Annotated in this window: 16 protein-coding genes; 4 read left to right on the top strand and 12 right to left on the bottom strand. The window is 45.5% G+C overall.

Going from position 1 to position 20105, the window contains the following annotated elements:
• Positions 1 to 100 precede the first annotated feature (100 nt).
• The 3 genes from IPM71_06350 to IPM71_06340 form a co-directional block, all read right to left on the bottom strand.
• Positions 101 to 886, bottom strand: a complete 786-nt coding sequence (locus IPM71_06350; protein ID QQS52354.1) for an alpha/beta hydrolase — start codon at positions 884 to 886, stop codon at positions 101 to 103.
• Positions 887 to 894: 8 nt separating this feature from the next.
• On the bottom strand, positions 895 to 2196 hold the full coding sequence (locus IPM71_06345; GenBank protein QQS52353.1) for an aminopeptidase P N-terminal domain-containing protein: 1302 nt from the start codon (positions 2194 to 2196) through the stop codon (positions 895 to 897).
• Between the two features lie 160 nt (positions 2197 to 2356).
• Positions 2357 to 4366, bottom strand: coding sequence for a response regulator (locus IPM71_06340; GenBank protein ID QQS52352.1), 2010 nt, complete (start codon positions 4364 to 4366; stop codon positions 2357 to 2359).
• A 263-nt stretch (positions 4367 to 4629) separates the two neighbouring features.
• On the opposite strand from IPM71_06340, the gene IPM71_06335 reads away from it, so the two are divergent.
• The gene (locus tag IPM71_06335; protein QQS52351.1) at positions 4630 to 4812 is read left to right on the top strand and encodes a transcriptional regulator; all 183 of its coding nucleotides are present in this window, start codon (positions 4630 to 4632) and stop codon (positions 4810 to 4812) included.
• A gap of 14 nt (positions 4813 to 4826) precedes the next feature.
• On the opposite strand, the gene nadB is transcribed toward IPM71_06335, so the two are convergent.
• The 4 genes from nadB to IPM71_06315 form a co-directional block, all read right to left on the bottom strand.
• Entirely contained in the window at positions 4827 to 6413 is a 1587-nt protein-coding gene (gene nadB / locus IPM71_06330; GenBank protein ID QQS52350.1) for an L-aspartate oxidase, read from the bottom strand.
• A 39-nt stretch (positions 6414 to 6452) separates the two neighbouring features.
• Positions 6453 to 7733 carry a phosphoribosylamine--glycine ligase gene (purD, locus tag IPM71_06325; protein QQS52349.1) on the bottom strand — a complete coding sequence of 427 codons (1281 nt, stop codon included), beginning with the start codon at positions 7731 to 7733 and terminating at the stop codon, positions 6453 to 6455.
• Between the two features lie 108 nt (positions 7734 to 7841).
• Positions 7842 to 11666 carry a T9SS type A sorting domain-containing protein gene (locus IPM71_06320; protein ID QQS52348.1) on the bottom strand — a complete coding sequence of 1275 codons (3825 nt, stop codon included), beginning with the start codon at positions 11664 to 11666 and terminating at the stop codon, positions 7842 to 7844.
• A 198-nt stretch (positions 11667 to 11864) separates the two neighbouring features.
• Positions 11865 to 12704, bottom strand: a complete 840-nt coding sequence (locus tag IPM71_06315; GenBank protein QQS52347.1) for a hypothetical protein — start codon at positions 12702 to 12704, stop codon at positions 11865 to 11867.
• A gap of 14 nt (positions 12705 to 12718) precedes the next feature.
• On the opposite strand from IPM71_06315, the gene IPM71_06310 reads away from it, so the two are divergent.
• The 3 genes from IPM71_06310 to IPM71_06300 are packed head-to-tail and all read left to right on the top strand — an operon-like array spanning position 12719 to position 15427.
• Entirely contained in the window at positions 12719 to 13609 is an 891-nt protein-coding gene (locus IPM71_06310) for a hypothetical protein (GenBank protein QQS52346.1), read from the top strand.
• On the top strand, positions 13606 to 14538 hold the full coding sequence (locus tag IPM71_06305; GenBank protein QQS52345.1) for a hypothetical protein: 933 nt from the start codon (positions 13606 to 13608) through the stop codon (positions 14536 to 14538). Before IPM71_06310 ends, IPM71_06305 begins: the two co-directional genes overlap by 4 nt.
• Position 14539: 1 nt before the next feature.
• Positions 14540 to 15427, top strand: coding sequence for a hypothetical protein (locus IPM71_06300; GenBank protein QQS52344.1), 888 nt, complete (start codon positions 14540 to 14542; stop codon positions 15425 to 15427).
• Here IPM71_06300 and IPM71_06295 read toward each other — a convergent pair.
• From IPM71_06295 to IPM71_06275, 5 genes are read right to left on the bottom strand one after another with little or no spacing between them, the layout of a single operon-like run.
• A complete protein-coding gene (locus IPM71_06295) occupies positions 15424 to 16290 on the bottom strand; it encodes a sulfotransferase domain-containing protein (protein QQS52343.1) in 867 nt (288 codons plus the stop codon). The two genes, IPM71_06300 and IPM71_06295, sit on opposite strands and share 4 nt — an antisense overlap.
• Complete coding sequence (locus IPM71_06290) at positions 16280 to 17206, bottom strand: sulfotransferase (GenBank protein QQS52342.1); 927 nt, start codon at positions 17204 to 17206, stop codon at positions 16280 to 16282. Before IPM71_06290 ends, IPM71_06295 begins: the two co-directional genes overlap by 11 nt.
• Complete coding sequence (locus IPM71_06285; protein QQS52341.1) at positions 17203 to 18324, bottom strand: glycosyltransferase; 1122 nt, start codon at positions 18322 to 18324, stop codon at positions 17203 to 17205. The genes IPM71_06290 and IPM71_06285 overlap by 4 nt, the downstream gene beginning before the upstream one ends.
• Positions 18300 to 19484, bottom strand: coding sequence for a glycosyltransferase family 4 protein (locus tag IPM71_06280; GenBank protein ID QQS52340.1), 1185 nt, complete (start codon positions 19482 to 19484; stop codon positions 18300 to 18302). Before IPM71_06280 ends, IPM71_06285 begins: the two co-directional genes overlap by 25 nt.
• The gene (locus IPM71_06275; protein QQS52339.1) at positions 19484 to 20095 is read right to left on the bottom strand and encodes a polysaccharide deacetylase family protein; all 612 of its coding nucleotides are present in this window, start codon (positions 20093 to 20095) and stop codon (positions 19484 to 19486) included. Before IPM71_06275 ends, IPM71_06280 begins: the two co-directional genes overlap by 1 nt.
• Between the last annotated feature and the right edge of the window lie 10 nt (positions 20096 to 20105).

Raw genomic sequence — 20105 nt, 5'->3', positions numbered from 1 at the left:
TAGTTTCATCTTAGTTTGGGTGTTATCGAGAGAGGTTTATTCCTGAAAAGCGAATTTAACCTCTCTATTTTTTGCCTAATGAGCATTGATTTTTATAGAATTAAAAACTATTTTCCAAGATTATTCGGGCTACTTCCTCAGGTTTCTCCAGCATGCTCATATGCCCGCAATCGTTTATCCAGCTGATTTTCAAACTGTTTTTATCGAGTGTATCAAACAGGTTTATTGGAATTCGCTTATCATCTCTACCCAGAATAAAGGCTGCATGGATTCGCTTTTTCAATAACACCGCAACTTTGTTGGTGCGGGCCATCATTCCGGCCAAATCGGCAAGCATTCCATTTTCTGGCTGACTCAGAGCTATGTGGGTGGCCAGGTCGATTTCATTTTTAAGGCTTAAAATGTTTTTAGGACAAAAGTTATTCTGAACAAATGAGCGCAGCAGTATCTCTTTTTTGCCCGATTGAATAATTTCCGATTCCCGGTTTCGAGCCAGAATTTTAGTGATGCTGTCTTCGAAGGGATGAGAGTTCAACAGCACCAAACGGTCGGTTAGCGTGGGGTATTTTTCTGCAAAAGACAAGGCTACATAACCTCCCATGGAATGGCCTGCAAGAGTTACACCCCTCGACCCCGACGACATAACTAGGCTAAATACTATTTCGGCCAGGAATTCCATGCTGTTGGTACTTTGAATAAGCGGTGACTCCCCATGACCTGGTAAATCGGGTATCAGCAGTGAATAATGATCCTGAAGCAAAGGGATTAGAAGTTCCCAGATGCGCGAATCGGCCTGGTAACCATGTAGCAACACTAGCGTTTCTCCCTTACCGCAGGTATAATATTTTATCCTGTGACTTTGGTAAAATTGAAAATGAGGTTCCATACGCAAATTCAAAGTGTAGCCTTCGAAAGCATGAGACTTTCAATTTCTTCTACCTCAATAGGTATACCGGCCATTAGATCCAAAGGACCTGTTTCGGTAATCAGAATATCGTTTTCTATGCGAATACCAATGCCCTCTTCTGCCACGTACAAACCGGGTTCGCAGGTGAGTACCATACCTGCCTTTATCACCGTGTCGCGGGTGCCCACATCGTGCACATCGAGCCCCAGAAAGTGTCCTGTGCCATGCATAAAGTAGTTATGCCACAAGGGGTTTTCACCTTGATGGTTTTTTGCCTGCTCGGCGGTATATAAACCCAGACCGATATGTTCTTCCTCCCACTTTTTGCATACCTCTTTGTGGTATTGGTTGATGGTAGTACCAGGCACCATCAGGTTGCGGGCAAATTTGAATACCCTCAATGTAGCTTCATACATGGCTTTTTGCCGGGCAGTAAAACGGCCGTTTACCGGAATGGTGCGCGATAGGTCAGCGGAATAGTTGCCATATTCAGCCCCAAAGTCGAGCAGGAGTAATTGGCCGTCGGCCAGGGCTTTATCGTTTTCGACATAGTGCAGGCAACAAGCGTTGCTGCCACCAGCTACAATGGGGGCATAGGCATGACCGCTTGCGCCTTGCTTCAGAAAGGAATAGCTTATTTCGGCCTCCACTTCATACTCCATCATGCCGGGCTGGGTAGAGCTTAATACCCGCAGAAAGGCTTCGCGGGTAATGGCACAGGCTTTCTTGATAAGGTCAATTTCTTGTGATGATTTCACCAGACGGAGCTCCTGGATAATTGGAGCTAATCGCTTATAGCTGTGCAAGGGGTATTCTTCCTGCATTTTCTTTAAAAAGTCGGCATCGCGCCCCAAAACATCGGACTTAAACTTTTGCCATTCCGGCAGGTTCATATATACATGCTCGCAGCTGCAGAGAGCCATGTGCAAAAACATATCAAAATCATCGATATATTTAATGGAATTAATTCCCGATTGGCTACGGGCTTCTTCGATGGTTAATTTATGCCCTTCCCAAATTTCAAGGTCCTTATTAGGTTTTAGAATAAAGAGCACTTCGTTGAATTCCTTATTCTGATTGCCGGGGTATAGCAGCAAGATGGATTTCTCCTGCTCAATACCGGTTAGATAAAAGAAATCGGAATTTTGCCGGTAGGGAAAAAATTGGTCGCCGGTGCGTGGCATTTGGTGTGCCCCAAAAATAAGTGCGATCGAATTTGGAGCCAAACGTTCAGAAAGTCGAATCCTGTTGTTGGAGAACATCAGGTTTGGAATAGGCGAATATTTCATGCGGGTAAGTTTGGCTTAAAAATAGCTTTTTTACCGACATGCACCAAAAAATCAGGTGTTTAAAGGCTCAACGTCAAATAGAAAGACTGGGATATAAAAGGCTTTTCACAGCTCTTCAGGCATAATTAAATATACTTACCGGTTACAAGTGAATTGGATGTTAGTGCGCTTTTAAATGCAATTCAATCATACGAAAAAGAACTTGTTTGTCTACTGGCTTGGTAATGTAATCGTTGCAGCCTGCCTCAAGAGCTTTCTCCTTTTCGTCGGCCATGCCATAAGCCGATTGCCCGATAATGATCAGGTCCTTGTTTTGTTGGCGTATTAGTCGGGTGGTTTCATATCCGTTTAATTCAGGCATCCGCATATCCATCAATATCACATTGGTATCCGGATTTTGTTGAAATAGTTCCAACACCTCGCGTCCATTGTTTGCTTTTAACAGGGTATGACAAATATCTTTCACGGCTATCTCTAATAAAAGTTGCGAGATAGGATCGTCTTCTGCGATAAGTACTTCTAGCTTATTATTCTTTGAAGCTGAAGAAGTGTCTGGAATCGATTCTTGATAAGGTAGGGGATTAGAGTTAACGGCTTTGAAGGGTATTGTGAAATAAAAGGTCGACCCACCTGGTGCATGGTCAGAGGCTTCGAGACTTTCTACCCAGATTGTTCCGCCAAGCATTTCTACATAGGCTTTGGATATCGATAGGCCCAGGCCGGCACCCTGAATGGCATGGCGGTCTTCGATATCGGCCTGGATAAAACGTTCGAAAATAGCTTCAATCCGGGAAGGGGCAATGCCAATGCCTGTATCTTTCACAAAAAATTCAAGAAAGTGAGCCTTTTTCTCATAGCCAAATTGTACAGATCCTTTTCGGGTGTATTTAAGGGCATTTTTTACCAGGTTAGTAAGTATGGCAAAGAGTTTCTCACGGTCGGTAAGCAACAAAGCATCTTTTTCAGTAAGACCAGATTTATATTCGAATGTTAAACCCATTTCTCTGGCTTCAGGGGCAAAAAAATCATGAATAAAGCGCAATTGATCGTTCACATTCGATTCCTTAAAATGCAACTCTACCAGTCCGGCTTCGATTTTCGAAATATCAATAATGTCGTTGATGATGTTGAGCATGCGCCTGCCGCTTCGCTCGATGATAGTAATGTAATTCTTTTGCTCCTCGCCAGACAATCCGGGTGTTTTAAGCAGGTCGGCAAACCCAAGAATACCATTCATGGGGGTACGTATCTCGTGGCTCATGTTGGCCAGAAAAGCTGTTTTAAGCCGGTCGCTTTCTTCTGCTTTTTCCTTGGCCTTTATCAATTCATGCTCTACCCTTTTCCACTCGGTAATGTCGGTATGCACCCCTACCAGCACCTTAATTTCGTTATCCTCATTCTTGGCTGCATAAGCTCTCAGGTATATATCGAGGATTCGACGGTCGGCACCGTACATTCTTACCTCTCCATTCCAGGATGCTCCTGTCATTATAGTGGTAAACACTTCATCGCCCACTTCTTTATCAACATAAAGTGTATCGGGCGGGTATTCTCCGATTTTGCCAAAAAGGGTGTCGAAGGCTTTGTTTTGATAATAGTGCCTGCCCTCGGGCGTGGACATTCCAATGGCATCGGACGAAGCATCGATCGACTCCATAAATATCTTTATCTGCTGCTGGGCACGTTTGCTTTCAGTGATGTCGAAAAACATAGCTACCATCTTTTCCGGTTCGGTCTGAAAGGCTGTGACGGAGAATGCCCCTTCTATTTTTCCTTCGTTGTATTCGATCTGTTCAGTCGACCATAATTCTCCTATGGAAGCAGCTCTTCGGTAACGATCGGGTATCTCAGTAAATTCAAGGGGAGGAAAGGCTTCTTCGATGCTTTTGCCAATAAATATGGAATTATCAACTCCCAGCAATTTGCTTGCCGCCTGGTTGGCTCCCGTAAAGATTAGCCGGCCATCTGGCATCAGTTGATAAAAGTGCATTCCTACAGGTGCCGATTCAATGGTAGAACGATACTTTTGTTCACTCAGGTTAAGTGTTTCTTTGATCTGGGTAAGGTCTGAAAGCTCTTTCTCACAATGCTGTTTCAAAAGATTATACCTCAATTCTGCTTCGTAAAGCTTCTTAATCAGTTCCTCTTTCGATTTATTTTCGTGTTCCATAAAATCGTTCTATGCAGTCATGCTCTAAACGGAAAATTTTTGCAGAAAGATCTGTTTTTTCCCAAAGTCATTAATACTAAATATAAAGAAATAAACTGAAATGTACATAAGAGTAAAAATTATCTTTTTAAAAAGATGCTTACATCCGATTTGGAGCTTGTTGTTGGAAAAGACAATAGGGGTTTGTATTTTAGAGTTTGCAAAACGTTACCAACCTAAAAATTAGGATCAATTACTATTGTTAACCCATTAAACAGTATTCAATGGACAAAAAAGAAAAAGTTTTAAAAGTTTTGAAGTCAGCAGGCAAGCCCATGAAGGCAGGTGAAATTGCTGAGCTCGCCGGAATGGACAAAAAAGAAACCGATAAAGCAATGAATCTTCTTAAGTCAGAAGGTCTGATCGAATCACCTATTCGCTGCTATTGGCAACCGTGCAGAGCCTAGATCAACCGGTTAGATTAACGGTGGCCTCCTTTTAGTCTTTTTGCAGGCGGGTAGTCGATGTTGTAGTGCAGTCCCCTGCTTTCTTCCCTGCGAGTGGCCATTTTAATGACCAGGTAGCCTACGTGAATAAGGTTACGCAATTCGCAAAGCTCTACCGAAAGGGTAGTTTTTCGAAAGAGCTCATCAGTTTCGCGATAAATAATTTCAAGCCTGTCGAGTGCTCTGCGCAAACGCAGGTTTGAACGCACTATTCCCACATAAGCACTGAGAATGTATTGCAGTTCGCGGTAATTTTGTGTGATCAGAACCATCTCTTCGGGGGCACTCACTCCGGAATCGTCCCAATCTTTTATTTGTTGGCAATAATCATACTTATCGATATTTTCGAGTGCATGCCTGGCAGCACGGTCGGCAAAAACAATGGCTTCGATCAGTGAATTGGAGGCTAAGCGGTTAGCCCCGTGCAAGCCGGTAGAGGCCGTTTCACCGGCTGCATACAATCGGTTTATCCAGCTACAACCATTTTTATCGACTTTGATGCCTCCGCAACAGTAATGTGCAGCGGGTACAACCGGAATGTAATCTTTGGTCATATCGATGCCAAGGCTCAGGCATTTTTCATGTATGGTCGGGAAATGCTCTATCAGCTTTTGGGCATCGAGGTGGGTGCAATCGAGGTACACAAAATCATCGCCACGCACCTTCATCTCGTTGTCGATGGCACGGGCCACAATGTCGCGGGGAGCCAGCGCACCACGTGCATCGTAATGCGACATAAAATCTTCGCCATCGAGGGTGCGCAATATTCCACCAAACCCACGCATGGCCTCAGTGATAAGGAAGGAGGGTGTTTCGCCAGGGTTGTAAAGCGAAGTAGGGTGAAACTGAAAGAACTCCATATTTTCGATGGTACCCTTGGCACGGTAAACCATCGCTACCCCATCGCCGGTAGCCACCGGAGGATTGGTAGTGGCAGTGTAGAGGTTTCCACATCCACCCGTTGCCATCATGGTTACTTTTGACAGGAATGTAAATACTTTCCCAGTTTTTACCTCGGTGCAATACACACCATAGCATTCAATGTCGGAATGGATGCGTTTGACCACTTTACCCAGGTGGTGCTGGGTAATGATGTCGACAGCAAAATGGTCTTCGAAAATATCGATATTAGGGTGGTTGCGCACTTGCTCCGAAAGCGCCCTTTGAATTTCGGCACCGGTATTGTCTTTATGATGTAAAATACGATGTTCGCTGTGTCCGCCCTCTTTGGCCAGATCGAACAGTCCATTTTGTGCGCGGTCGAATTCTGTTCCCCAGCGAATAAGTTCTTCAATTTGTTTGGGGGCTTCGCTAACCACCATGCGCACTATCTCTTCGTTGCATAGACCATCGCCGGCTATCAGTGTATCCTTGATGTGTTTTTCGGTATCGTCGGGAGCATACATTACGGCCGCAATGCCTCCCTGGGCATAGGAAGTATTAGTTACGCTCAGTCTGTTTTTTGTGACAATGGCCACTTTTCCCTTGCCGGCTACTTTCAGGGCAAAACTAAGACCAGCAAGCCCCGAACCTATTACCAGAAAATCGTAGTATTTTTTCATTGCCATGAAGTTAGTTACTAAATCCGGAAAAGCAGGTGATTAAATATAGGCTTTCAGGTCGAGACCAATATCCCGACGAAAGTATTTTCCCTCGAAATCGATAATATTGGCATTGTCATATGCTTTTTGCAGGGCTTCGTCGAGATTTTTTCCCAGACCACTTATGGCCAGTACTCGACCTCCATGGGTAAACACTTTTTGGTTTTCGCGACGAGTGCCGGCATGAAATACAAGGCAGTCAGAAGTTTTTTCGAAATGGCTTATTTCTTTGCCTTTCTGGTATTCGCCCGGATAGCCTCCCGAAACCAGCATTACTGTGGCACACGTTTCTGGTATTATTTCGACCCGAACATCGTTCAGTCGTTTATGTGCCACCGCTTCGAATACCTCTACAAGGTCGGTTTTCAGGCGGGGCATTATCACTTCGGTTTCCGGATCGCCCATGCGCACGTTGTATTCTATTACAAAGGGTTCACCTTTTATGTTCATAAGTCCAAAAAAGAGAAATCCGTTATAGGCAATGCCGTCTCGTTTCAAACCTTCGATGGTGGGGCGTATCACACGATCTTCCACTTTTTTCATAAATTCTTCCCCTGCAAAAGGAACTGGAGACACGCAGCCCATACCGCCGGTATTCAAGCCTGTATCGCCTTCGCCAATTCGTTTGTAGTCTTTTGCCTCGGGCAGTATTTTATAACTGATGCCATCGGTAATGGCAAAGGCCGACATTTCGATGCCATCGAGAAATTCTTCGATGACTACTTTCTCGCTTGCCATACCAAACATCCCTCCGAGCATGGCCGTTAATTCGCGTTTGGCCTCGTCTCTGTCTGAGAGTATAAGCACACCTTTTCCGGCAGCCAGACCATCGGCTTTAAGCACAAATGGCGGCTGGAGCTTATCGAGAAAAGCCAGTCCTTTTTCAATATTTTGCTTAGTTACTGATAAATAGCCGGCTGTGGGAATACGATGGCGAACCATAAATTCTTTTGCAAACTCTTTGCTTCCTTCAAGCCTGGCACCTTCTGCAGATGGACCGATTACGGGAATGAATTTCAGTGACGGACTTTCTTCGAAATAATTCCGGATACCTTTTACCAAAGGATCTTCGGGACCTACAATTACAAGGTCAACCTGATTGCTCAGCACAAATTGACCGATGGCCTCGAATTGGTTTGTCTCGAGCGCTACGTTGGTGCCAATTTCGGAGGTGCCGGCATTACCAGGAGCGATGTATAGCTTATTTAGCCTGGGGCTTTGGGCCATTTTCCAGGCCAGGGCATGTTCGCGGCCACCCGATCCGATAAGTAGGATATTCATGTACACAAAATTTTTGCAAACATATAAAATACTGCCAAGAAGCCGAAATTTTAGCAAAGAGGAAAAAAGAAAGGCAGCCATTTGTCGTGACTGCCTCTTGCGGTTTTTTTATTCCATCACCAGCTTGTTGCTGAGTGTAATATGGTTTACCTTCAACATGTAAACTCCGGGGGGTATGCCTTTTAGATTCAATTCTATTAATTTCTCTGTGCCAGATAGGCCTTCATAATTTCTTGCCCATACCCTTTTGCCGTTGACGTTGAACAATTCCACTACATACTGATTTTCGGAAAGGTTCGAAAGATTAAGGTACACCAACCCTTTTGAAGGATTGGGATAAGCATTCACATTTTCCAGGGTATGATTGTCGATACTAATGGCATTGACCACCAGGTCTGAAGAGCGCACCGGGCCGCAATTATGGGTATCGTTCACTTCTACAAAATAGGTGCCGTTGGGCAAGTCGGTGAAAGTACCTATACTCTGGGGCGCACCAGTTCCGTCAAGCCAATACTCGAGTGGTGGTGTACCCCCCGTTGCCAGCACTTCAATGGTTCGACCATCGACACTTTCGTTGCTAATAATCAATTCAGGAGCCTCGGTAATTTCGATGCCTATTTCTTCTGTGCAGCCTTGGGCATCGCGCACAAAAGCACGATAGTTAGTGGCTATGAGGTTTTCAAAAAGGGCAGCGCTTTGCCAACTGACGGAATCGATGGAGTATTCATAGGCCGACCAACCACCCGTTGCCAGCAGTTCTAAAATTCCTTCGGCATCGCCAAAACAAAGGTTGTCGGTATGGCTGGTTATCTGTTCACTTAAAGCAAGGGCAGTTGCCGGTTGATGAATGATAGCCTGCAACGAATCGTTCGTGCAACCCAGGGCATCGGTTACTACCAGGTTGTAAGTTTGGGCGGAAAGGTTTTCAATAAAGTTGGTATCGGGCAGCGAGGGTCCCCAGTTGTAGGAATAGGGTTCTGTACCACCTGACATGATTACAGACAGACTACCATCTTCACTGTCGTAGCAGCTTACATTGCTTGAGTCGGCAGAAAGAATAAATAGTACCGAAGGTTGCCCAAGTGTATAATTCCCTGTTTGAATACACCCCAGATTGTCGGTGATGCTTACAGAATAATCGCCGGCAGGAATGTAAAGAATTTGTGGTTGGTCTTGCAATCCGGGGTTCCAATCATAGGCATAGGGAGCCACCCCACCGCTTACATCGGCCTGCAGAATGCCAGTGGCGCTGCCATAGCAACTAACAGGTTCTACCTCGCTGATTGCAATAGCAATGCTGTCGCGTTGGATGATTTCTATCGAATCGATGGCCTGACAACCATTCTGGTCGGTAACCAATACCTGATGCCAGCCGGCTTTCAAATCGATGGCTGATTGAGTAATCTGTCCGTCAGACCAAAGAAATTGATAGGGCATGGTTCCACCATCGACCATAAGGTTGATAAAACCGGTGCTGTCGCCAAAACAGGCTATTGTATCGCTGCTCATGCTAAGCTCCAGGCTATCGGGTTGGGTAATGAGCAGGCTGTCGGTGGCAGTGCGCAAATCTCCTTCGGTTTCGGTGGCTGTGACATAGTACCAGCCAATAGCCAGATTGGTGATTGTGCTGTCATTGACCGGAACCAGCGGATTAAGCTGGCTGTCGGTAAAACTATAAGTTACAGCAGCGCCTTTGTTGCCACTTACAATGGTTGCCAGGGCTGAAGCATTACTTAGCCCATAGCACGAAACATTATTAATTGTTTGTAAATCGACCCTAAAAGTTTCACCAGGAAGAAGGATAGTGGTATCGGCCACACACAAGCTGGCATCGGTGAGGGTAAGGGTGTAGTACCCTTCGGAACGATTCACGAGCGAATCGGAAGTTTCGCCCGGCAACATTACTCCAAGCGAATCCCACTGGAAGGTGTAAGCCGGCGTTCCGCCTTGCGGACTTGTGAATATTTTGCCATTAAATGCCAGATAGGGCGATTCAATCACGGTGGTTACCGGACCGAAGGTGATGGCCTCGGGCTGGGTTAAGATCACAGAGTCGACAGCCACACAACTGTTTGCATCGGTAACGGTGACGAAATATTTTGCAGGCTCGAGTCCTGTTTGGCTGGGCAGGTTGCCTGCTTGAGAATTGCCCCCTGTCCAGGCATAAGTCAAAGTACCGGTTCCACCTGTAGCACTTGCACTGAGGGTGCCGGTAAGGCTGTCGTGGCAAGCGATGTTGGTGGAGTCGGTGGTGATGACAATGGCCGCAGGTTGGGTGAGGGAGGTACTGATTTGTACCGAATCGCCCAGGGCATCTTTAACTTTTACCCAATAACTGCCGGCACCCAGGTTGGTTGCCAGCGAGTCGGTATAACTGCTCACATTGGGGCTCCATTCATACTGGTAGGGTGCGGTGCCAAAATAGGTGGTAGCCACCAGCGAGCCGGTAGGTATACCATTGCAAATTGGGTTGTTGCGCTGCGAAAAGGTAGCCGAGAAAGGATTCTCGTATTTAGCCAGAAAAGCGTTGGATACAGAGTCTAATATAATGGTTCCTTTTATAAGGGTATCGGCCCCAAGGTAAAGGTTGTTCGAGCGAAACCAGCCTGCTATGTAAGTGTTGCCTGCAGGGTCAAATTCAATGTATTCGCCCCGGTCTTCAAGGGAAGTGCTTGCTGGTACATCCTGCGCAGTAATGGGGTTTCCATCCAGGTCGTATACAAAAAAACCTGCATTTCGGTTAGCTATGGACTCTGTAGTTAACGTCTTGTTGTTAAATGTAACGGTGCCCGCAAAATTGCCAGTGGTTTGCAACAGGTTTTCGCGGATTTTAGCACCATAGGCAATATCGGTACCTGCTGCACCATTGCGGGAGACCCATTGCAGGCTGCCGGAATTGTTATATTTGGCTAAAAAGATATCTGAGAAGCCAAGGGATATAATTTCTGTGCCAGAGAAATCTGCTGTATCATTAAAATAGCCTGTAATGTAAACCGATCCTTCCGCATCGGTAGTCAGTCCATTGGCCCTGTCGGCCAAACCATTGGTGCCGGCACGGCGCGCCCAGCTAAAGGTGCCGGTGCTGTCCATTTTAGCCAATACAATATCATCTGCGCTACCCGCACTGGTAAGCAGGGTGTCTCCAAAATCGAGGGTACCTTTAAAAAAACCGCTTACATATATTTCATTGAGGTTGTGGACTGCAATATCCAGCAAGTCTCCGGTTGTGGTAGACAAGGGTAGTGATTTGGCCCAAATAAAATCGCCATTGGGCTTAAACTTGGCAATAAAAATGTACTTTTCTACAGCAGTCGGCGTGGTAAGCGTATCACCCTCGAAAAAGAGGGTGTTGTAGAAAGTTCCTGTCATATACACATTGTTGGCTGCATCGAGGGCAATTTTATCTACCTCATCATCCAATGGTCCCCATGCCACGCGACGGGCAAATCCATTGCCCCCGCTGCTGGTATAGCGAGCCAGAAAGATATCATACCCTGTGTCTGTAGGGTTAGGCAGCACCTGGTCCTGAATGGTAAGTGTCGAACGCAGGTAAATACCTGCCAGGTAAGGATTATTGCTGTTGTCCAGGGCTACCTCCCTCGGGTAATCGCTCTGTGTACCGAATATGCGCCGTGTCCAGAGGGTATCGCCTTCGGGCGTAAACTTCAACAGTAAAATATCCTGGTTACCGGCAGTGGGGTAACGTTTTTCTCCATGCGGACCAACAAGGGTGGCGGAGTCGCCGGTGACAGGTCTGTAGAAAGCGGTCATGTAAAGGTTGGTGTCGCTGTCGAGCGTTAAGCCGCGGGTCTCTGCTTTGTATTCAGCAACCGACAAATGCTGGCTGTATTGCCAGCCTTGTGCCTGCAAAAAGCTTGAAAAAAGCAGAAGCGATGCGGAAAGAATACCCAGACGGAATGTCAAAGCTTTCATAATCGTGTAGATTAAAATGTGTTTTTTAAACGGTGCAAACCTATCAATGTTTATGCATTTACAGCATGATCACTTAAAGATACATCTTTCGGGCTTTATACAGCAAATATAGTGTGTGTTTTCCTGTAAATGTATTGTTTTGACAAAATGCATCCTGCCAGGGATTAAAGTGTTTTTATACACTGTGCAACACGTTGGTCAAATGAGGGTTCTGCGGGTAATCCATAACATCAGAAAGTTGAGGTAAGCAAGACGCCTAAGTGGAAGCCGCCACCACGATTTCCATTTCCAGGGTTTGTTTTTTCCTGTGAAGTGAAGTCCTGATGGTGTTTGTTCGACCAACCCTTCCATGATCAGATGCACCGGACAGTTATAATGCAGCGGCAAAGCATTTATTTTTCCTTCGAAATAGGAGTTCAGAATTGGCTCGTCGGCAAGGCAATCTTCCAGTTGGCCCAGGAAACCGGAATCGACCTTTTGAAGCAAGCCCCGGTGTGTTTCAGGCGAAAAAAGGGGATAGCGGACACAAATCAACCCTGAGTTGAAAAAAGTAGGGTAGCAATCGAGCCCGGCCATTTCTGATGGTATTTTTTGTAAGTTGCTTCTCCTACGCCTAAATCCTCTAAAATGCCAGGGGTCGGGCACCATCGAAATGTCATGGGCAAAAAGCAGCTCCGGTTCAATGGCGGCAGTAAACAGGATGTCGCTGTCGATGTAAAGGATTTCTTCATAAGAAGAGGGAAGAAATAAATCGAGCACAAAAAAGCGGGGTCTAATTGTGTGGTAGCATGGAATGGCCTGACATAGCGATTCAATTTTTTCTATCAATTCCGCCGAGGGTGCCTGAAAGCGAACAGTGTGGTTTTGAAAGCCTGTTGGTGGAAGGCTATCTTCTGTAAGAATGAGGATATCGCCCGTGAACCAGGGGTTATAATGCATAAAGCTTTTGATCATCTGCCGGGTTCCCGGCCAATAATCTTTGCTGCTGATGGTGGCAAGGCAGCGCTTTTGTTGTATTTTAGGCGCAACAAACTTCATATCTTTGGCATCGGGTGGCAAAAATCGTTGTACATATTGGTTTTCCGCGTACTGCAAGCACCTGGTTGCAGCAGGTGTATTTTCCACAGGTGAGTAATTACACCTTTCTGACTCGAAAGATACTAAACCCCTCGCTTTTTCACGAATCGCCCCTGACTTTTAAACACAACGAATTTTTATCTAAGCTTCCCCGTAATCAAAATATAATCATTTCCGAAGAAATGATTACCGGCAACATCCGGGGCGGCCAGGTGAACCATTGGTTCTATAGCGAATCCATCGACCGGCTGGTAAGCCTTTTTCCCAAAGCGGAATATGTGGTTTTTTTGCGGAAGCAGTCTCACTTTATTTTTTCGCTCTATTCGCAGTATATAAAAAAAGGGGGCACCTATTCGCTGAGGCGCTTCCTGAACCCAGCCAACAGGCTCGAAGAACTGTTTCTTTTTTCGCCCTTGTTTGCCAATTTCGAACCCTATCTTGAGTACCTTTCGAATAAAGTGGGCAAAGAAAGGATGCATGTGTATTTGTATGAATCGTTTCGTCAGAATCCGAATGAATTTCTATCTAAAATGAATACCGATTTTGGCTTCACGATCGAGGGCTCCCTGCCATCCGAAAGGCCATTAAACCGCGGTTTGTCTCCGGACCAGCTTGTACTTTACCGTGGGCTTAATCATTTTACCCGTTATGGCATTCCCTTTAAACATTATTATTTTCATTTGCCAGGGGTATATACTTCGCGCGAGGGGAAAGGCAGCAGACAGGAGATTCCCCCAAAGGCAAAGCGCTATTTAAACGACTTCTGCAGACAATACGCGAAATCGAACCAGCGGATAATGAAAGACTATAGTCTGCTTGATATGCAAGTATTTGGATATCCTTTGTCGTCAACAGAACAACCATGAAGGATACCGAAATCGTATTAATCTGCCAACCCGGTGAACTCGAAATCAAATCGCTTTTGCTTGCATTCTCTCTGCGTCAATACCATCAAAACATTGCGCATGTTTTTATTCCCGAGAGGCTTTTAAGAGGGATCAATAAACAAAGTATCCGCTTGTTCGGGAATCTGCGCATAGAAGTAAAATGTTTTTCAAATCCTTACCTCGGTTCGCGCAAGCGAATGCTGCCGGGTGACCCCATGAGCAATAAATTTTATGCCCTGCAGCAGCTCGAAACCAACCGGGCGGTTTTGTTTCTCGATAGCGATACCCTGTTGCTAAAGGAGTTGCCGGATTTTACGGGCAAGCCTGACCTGGCCATGAAACCTGCCGATGCCGCACCCGGGGTAAACTGGCAGGGGCTCTTTGCCCAGAGGGGCTTGGTATTGCCGGCAGAAAGAGTTTTTACAACAGTTACCCTGGAGTCGGTAGTACCCTATTACAATTCGGGAGTTTTGTGGATACGACCGGGTCTGCACCAGGCGCTTGCCCGGCAGTGGGAGGAGGAATTTGTATTTCTTTCGCAAGCCTCGCAGCTAAAAAATAAGTTGTTCGATGTATTTCACCGCGACCAGCTGGCCCTGTCGCTGGTGCTGGCGAAGCGGCCTTATCAAGTACAAGCCCTGGGTGAAGAAATGAATTTTCCCGTCCGCCGGAGAGCCAGGCTCGATGATGCGGCCAGAATAGCGCATTATCACGACCTGCAGACACTTCGATCAAACCCCACTCTGAATACTCTTTTCTATAAGTTCTACAACGAGAGCGACGACTTCCGGCAGGTAGTAAAAAGCCAAAGACCCTGGCGGTATTTTGGCAAAAAGCAGTATGGCCATTTGCAGATTTACCTGAAGCTTCAACGGCTGGCTTCGGCCATAAAAAAACACCTTTTATAAATTGAAGAAAATACGCATCATACTGGTTTATTTTGGCAGACTGCCGGCCCTGGCCGAATACTATTTTATTTCGTGCAGATTGAATCCACAGGTTGATTTTTTATTTTTTGCTGACCGCAGGCCATCTTTCAACCTGCCCGACAATGTTCGGTACATTCCGATGAGTCGAAAGGAATTCATCAACCTTGCCCAGGGAAAGCTCAAAATCTCCCTGCAACTTCCGTTCCCCTACAAATTATGCGATTACAAACCGTTTTACGGGCATTTGTTTGAAGACTATCTTGAAGGAGCCGGTTTTTGGGGATACACAGACCTGGATATGATCATGGGGCACATCGGCGAATGGCTCCGCCCAGAAGATTTTGATCGCTATGACATCATCACAGCACGAAAAGATTCTTTTGCCGGGAATTTTACGCTTTTTAAGAATACCCGCACAATGCGGCTTCTATATACACGCTCCGACAACTGGAAGAAGATTTTGCGGAATCCATATTATGTATTCAGTTTTCCAGAACGCTTTAAAGCACACGGGCGCCCTGCAGGAAAAGGTGTTGCTTTTAGGTTGAAATCGCTTTTTTATTCTTCGTTTTGCGAGGCTGGGAAGGTAAATGACCTGAACGATCTGGTAAATTCTGCTTTCGATCTAAAGGTGCATTATGGCGATTTTATGCTGAGCGATGAGTACTTTCTGCAAAGAGGTCAACTAAATTACAAGGTGGTGTTTAGTAACGGAGCCCTCACTGATGAAATCTCGGGCCGAAAGGTACTCTATTTTCATTTCTACAGGGCCAAGAAAAACAGTCTTTATCGTATCGAAAAATTTCGGGAAGGAACAGATATTCAGCAACTATGCATTAGCCCTCAGGGTATCTCCTTCAAGCATTAGTTTTCAAATGTATATCCCTGCAGGAAGGGATATTTTTCAATTTGCCGCATCACCTGTTCTTTTTCATCTGCAGTCCAGTTATACTTACTTCGGCTGCGGTGGGGCTGCTGATAAAGATGCCGGCAGCACGCATCGAGCCAGGCATCATCCCCATCCACTTCGAGCCAGGAGAGTATGGTCGACAATTCCGATACAGGATTTTCCAGCAGGGCCTCGTACCGAAGAGTATGCACAGAATGGATTTTTTTCTGAATCAGACTCTGAATAGTATCGAATTTCTCGAAGCAAAGCCGCATGGCCCGCTGAATACCTTCTGCTGTGAGGGGGGCCTTTTTTTCATTTCCCCCATAAGCCTGGGTTGTAATCATGTCGAAAGGGTTGCGCACCAGGTGCAGGCACTTAAGGGGTAACTGTACTTTGTCCTGAAGACGATGAAGCAAGCTATCATTTAGTCTTAGTGCCAGTGCCGTGCCACCGGCTTTTTTATCACCGAGCACTTTCAGGCAGGCCGATTTCCCATTGTGTTGACCGGGCACCAATCCCGGATAGCCCGAGCTAAAGCGACCGCTGCGAGCGTATTTTATAGAATTTTGAATAAGAAGCGTAAAGATTTGCCGCCGGCTGAACCCCCTGTTTAAATAGTTTAATGCATTTAATTCATGGGCCACGATTATCTGCGGGTGGGCATCGAGCAGGGAGCCTAGGGTGCTGCTGCCCGAGCGTGGATAACCCACAAAAAGCAGAAATTCTTTTAGATGGTGGCCATTCACAGGCTGCAGCAAACTGATAAAATTCAGCCATGCTTTGTACAAAACATTCTTGTTTCTCAGGCTAATTGCCAGTTTTGTAGTTTTAAACCCCATGTTGTATTAGGTGTTTTATATTTTGCTTCCAACTCAAAAATTTTCGATCGAATCGGCAAAAAAGGCTGTAACAAATAAGAAATACATGTCTTTCTTTGTTGGCGGGAAAATTATAAAATGAATTTTTGCTCATCTTTCTTGCCAAAAGGTTTTTCGTCGTTGTGCCAAGCTCCAGCTTCCAGTTATCGATTTTTTCAACGATGGGCTTCTTGTCTATACTTTGGTGAATGGCCATGTATTCGTACCCAAGCCATTCGCCTACTTTTCCCCGTTTGTGAAGTAAATCCGACCATTTTTCCTGAATCATAAGGACTTTGCAGAGCATGTGCATAGTTTCATCGGGCTTTTCGACCAACTCTTCATAAAGTACCAGCACATGACTTTCACTTTTGCCAGTTGAAAGCACAAATTGCAAGAGGCTGTTCCACTGATCAATCAATGCCAGTGGATTACGGCTCATCACCCTGCCAGTGGCAGGAGATATGGTTTTTGTCTGCGAGGAATAGATGGCTGCCGGGTGGCGCAAAAGGCTGAGGAATAAAATATTTTCTTGGGTTTCGAGTAACGGGAAAAGCCTGTATAGATAATTGTGTTTGAACAGAACGATGTGTGCTTTTGGCGCATGCTCCATTACAAAGGCAAGCAAAATCTGCTGAAACAAACCGAAACAGGTGCCGGAAAAACTTTCGAAATTTTGTAAGTTCATTCTCCAGACCGAAAATTTTTTATCCTTCTGCAGCTTAGATATTATTTGAGCTGATTTCTCCGGAAGAAGTATCTCATTGGGATTACATAACAATTGATCATAAAGAATATCTGCCTCTGGACAAACTATTAGCGCTGGCAATTTGCTCAACTGGTTTACCAGAAAAGTAGAACCCGAGCGGTTGAGGTACGACAGAAAAACAAACTTCATAAAGCAAGAAATTTTTGAAACAGGTCGAGGTATTCAGCTTTAGGATTCCAATTGGCTATTTTTTTCTGACCCTCCGATTTAAGGCTTCTTAAGAGTGCATCATCGCCAAATGTGCATACAATTTTGTTTAGAATATCCGAAGCATCGAGTGGATTAAAGTAAACAGCTGCATTGCCACATACTTCGCGGGCATAGGCCAGGTCCGAAACAAAATAGGTTTTTTCGGCATACCAGGTTTCGAGGCAGTTGAGACCAAAAGTTTCTACCAAACTGGGTAGAATTACTCCATCGCACTGATCAATAAGCGACATTACGCGGTTTGCAGGAATATTTCCTACGTTGATGGCTGAATTGTCGTTCAACCAGGGCTGTAGATTATTTACCAGATTTTTTCCTCCACGCACTTTTTTTTCGTTGAGGGTAAATACAATCTGCAATTTCAAGTCCTGAGCATGGGCCAGTCTAAGTACTTCGCAAAGAATTTCGAGGTTCTTGTGGCTCCAATAGTACGACACACAGGCCAGCCTGATTGCATTAGCCCTTCGTCCGGGCAATAAAATAATCTCCGTATTCTCAGTTAAATGAGAGGGTAACAAGGGTGGAAGCACTTTCGCGGGAAGATGAAAACCTGGCAAAGCAAGCAGCTTATTCAGTTCGGTTTGAGTTTGCACTACAATTAAGCGTAGAAAGCGGATTCTTTGCAAGAACATCCATTTTCTAAGGCGGTGTTTCAGGCGCTCGCCTGAATGCAGGGGTATTGAACACAGTTTTTTTTCCGTAACAAAGGCATTGTCGTTAAACATAATTTGCCTGCATTGGCTGCGGGCAGGCAGGTTACCCAGGGTGATTAGGAGGTCGGGTCTGACTTGTCCGATGGTTTTTGGTAACCAAACCCAGTCGAGCCAAATACGGAATATCCGCCGAAGTAAAAGCGATGGGGTAAATATCAACTGGCAGGAACCTTTAAATCGCCTGAATTTTTTCAAATCAGGACATACCAACACAAGTTCGTAATTGTCTGATTCAACAAGCAATTTCACTAAATCGAAGCTAACAATAAGTCCACCGGCAATTTTTACCGTGGCCGCATTGATTAAAATGACTGGTTTTTTTTGCATGCGAACTGTTCCAGAATACGAGGCACAACACTGTCAAAAGTATAGTTTTTAAGCAGAAAATCGGTGGCGTTTTGCCCAATTCTTTCCAGAGTGAGCCGATCAGTTCTGAGACGCATAAGCTGCTGAGAGAGTTCCACAGAATTTTCGAATTCGAGTACTGTTTGTTCCGGCTTGAACAGCTGAGGGTCCAGCTTGCAATTTCGCATTAAAACAGGCAGGCCTGTGGCCATGGCTTCGAGCACAGCATTGGGTAAGCCATCCTGAACAGCTCCATAAAGAAAGAGATCGGCCTGGGCAAGATGAGGTTTGATATCGGTTACTGTATTAAGAAATTCCACCTTTTTGCCTAGCATTTTTTTACCGAGCTGATAGAGTGTGCTCATCTCTTCCAACTCTTCTGCAGCGCTCCTGTGGTGTGGATCGGGAAGGTATTGGCCAATGATGCGGTACCGAAAATCGAAAGGCAGAGTAGATAAAGCTTCAAAAAGAATACGATAGCCCTTTCTTTCAACAAGAATAGCATTGCTCAGAATCAAGGGAATTTCGTTTGGCACATGCATACGTTCTTTGCGCAATTGCGGATAAAAGTAAGTAGCATCAAAACCCTGCGGGCATTGAAGCACCGGCACACGATTACCAAATACCGATTTCCAGCTTTTTTCGAATTGCGGGTTGATGGCTAAATATAAGTTGATGTGGCGAAGGATAAGTTTGTTGCCAAAACCAAGCGGGCGTTTTAGCAAAGCTGGCAAATCATCGTCGCCGGTGAGGGTGGAGCGGAAAATCACCTTTCGACCAAAAAGTTTTGCACATGCAATAATGAAAAGGTATAGAAGAAAATACCGTCCGTACACAAAAACCACTTTGTTTTTGGCTACCAGTTTGATGGCTTGGAAAAACAAGGGCGGCAGGGAAAGTAGTTTTACGAGCAGGCTTTTATTCCAATAAGTTATTCGGTGTATGGAAACCCCATCAATTAATTCCTTATTAATAAGGGTGCAGTTATAATTGAGCGAGGCAATCGTGCACCTGGCTCCACCCCTTGCCAGGTAACGGGCCAGGTAAAAAGCATGTCGTCCGCCACCGGCAAATGAGGGGTAAGTTTCGGCTGCAAAAAAAACAATACGCAGATTGTTGAGCTGTGCAGGAACTGGAGGCATCAGACTATTGATCTAAAGATAAAACCTTTGCGGGTAAAATGCTCCAGAAAGAGGGGCAGGGTATAGAGTAAGGTAGGGGCAGCCTTTTTCGAATCGTGAAAAACTACCACTGAACCATTTCGTGTGCTGCGGATTACATTTCGGAGGCACATTTTGGCAGGCAGACGTGTGTTGTAATCGTGGCTGAGCACATCCCACATGATAATTCGGTATTGTTTCGAGAGGTACTTTACCTGGTTGTTACGAATACGGCCATAAGGCGGTCGAAACAGTTTCGACTGAATCAGTTGGGCAGCCAGACTGATATCCTGAATATACGACTTAAGGGAACTTTTCCATCCTTTCAGGTGGCTGTAGGTATGGTTACCCACGGCATGCCCCTGGTTCAGGATCTGGCTGTATAAATCCGGATGGCGTTCTACGTTGCGGCCCAGGCAGAAAAAAGTAGCTTTTGCTTTGTGGGCAGCCAGCAATTCCAGCACGCGCGGTGTTATTTCGGGAGTAGGACCATCGTCGAAGGTCAGGTAGATGGTTTTTTCTGAACGGCTATAATGCCATTCGAGTCTGTTAAACAGCCTGATAACAAAGCGGGGTGTGTTCCAATAAATCATAACTACACTT

The sequence above is a fragment of the Bacteroidota bacterium genome (assembly GCA_016699695.1).
Classification (GTDB): domain Bacteria; phylum Bacteroidota; class Bacteroidia; order Bacteroidales; family UBA10428; genus UBA10428.
This window is presented reverse-complemented; position numbering and strand designations above follow the sequence as displayed.

What these genes read in the sequence shown, in the direction of transcription:
- IPM71_06350 (QQS52354.1), bottom strand. Translation starts at nt 886, where the DNA reads ATGGAACCTCATTTTCAATTTTACCAAAGTCACAGGATAAAATATTAT.
- IPM71_06345 (QQS52353.1), bottom strand. Translation starts at nt 2,196, where the DNA reads ATGAAATATTCGCCTATTCCAAACCTGATGTTCTCCAACAACAGGATT.
- IPM71_06340 (QQS52352.1), bottom strand. Translation starts at nt 4,366, where the DNA reads ATGGAACACGAAAATAAATCGAAAGAGGAACTGATTAAGAAGCTTTAC.
- IPM71_06335 (QQS52351.1), top strand. Translation starts at nt 4,630, where the DNA reads ATGGACAAAAAAGAAAAAGTTTTAAAAGTTTTGAAGTCAGCAGGCAAG.
- nadB (QQS52350.1), bottom strand. Translation starts at nt 6,413, where the DNA reads ATGAAAAAATACTACGATTTTCTGGTAATAGGTTCGGGGCTTGCTGGT.
- purD (QQS52349.1), bottom strand. Translation starts at nt 7,733, where the DNA reads ATGAATATCCTACTTATCGGATCGGGTGGCCGCGAACATGCCCTGGCC.
- IPM71_06320 (QQS52348.1), bottom strand. Translation starts at nt 11,666, where the DNA reads ATGAAAGCTTTGACATTCCGTCTGGGTATTCTTTCCGCATCGCTTCTG.
- IPM71_06315 (QQS52347.1), bottom strand. Translation starts at nt 12,704, where the DNA reads ATGAAGTTTGTTGCGCCTAAAATACAACAAAAGCGCTGCCTTGCCACC.
- IPM71_06305 (QQS52345.1), top strand. Translation starts at nt 13,606, where the DNA reads ATGAAGGATACCGAAATCGTATTAATCTGCCAACCCGGTGAACTCGAA.
- IPM71_06295 (QQS52343.1), bottom strand. Translation starts at nt 16,290, where the DNA reads ATGGGGTTTAAAACTACAAAACTGGCAATTAGCCTGAGAAACAAGAAT.
- IPM71_06290 (QQS52342.1), bottom strand. Translation starts at nt 17,206, where the DNA reads ATGAAGTTTGTTTTTCTGTCGTACCTCAACCGCTCGGGTTCTACTTTT.
- IPM71_06285 (QQS52341.1), bottom strand. Translation starts at nt 18,324, where the DNA reads ATGCAAAAAAAACCAGTCATTTTAATCAATGCGGCCACGGTAAAAATT.
- IPM71_06280 (QQS52340.1), bottom strand. Translation starts at nt 19,484, where the DNA reads ATGCCTCCAGTTCCTGCACAGCTCAACAATCTGCGTATTGTTTTTTTT.
- IPM71_06275 (QQS52339.1), bottom strand. Translation starts at nt 20,095, where the DNA reads ATGATTTATTGGAACACACCCCGCTTTGTTATCAGGCTGTTTAACAGA.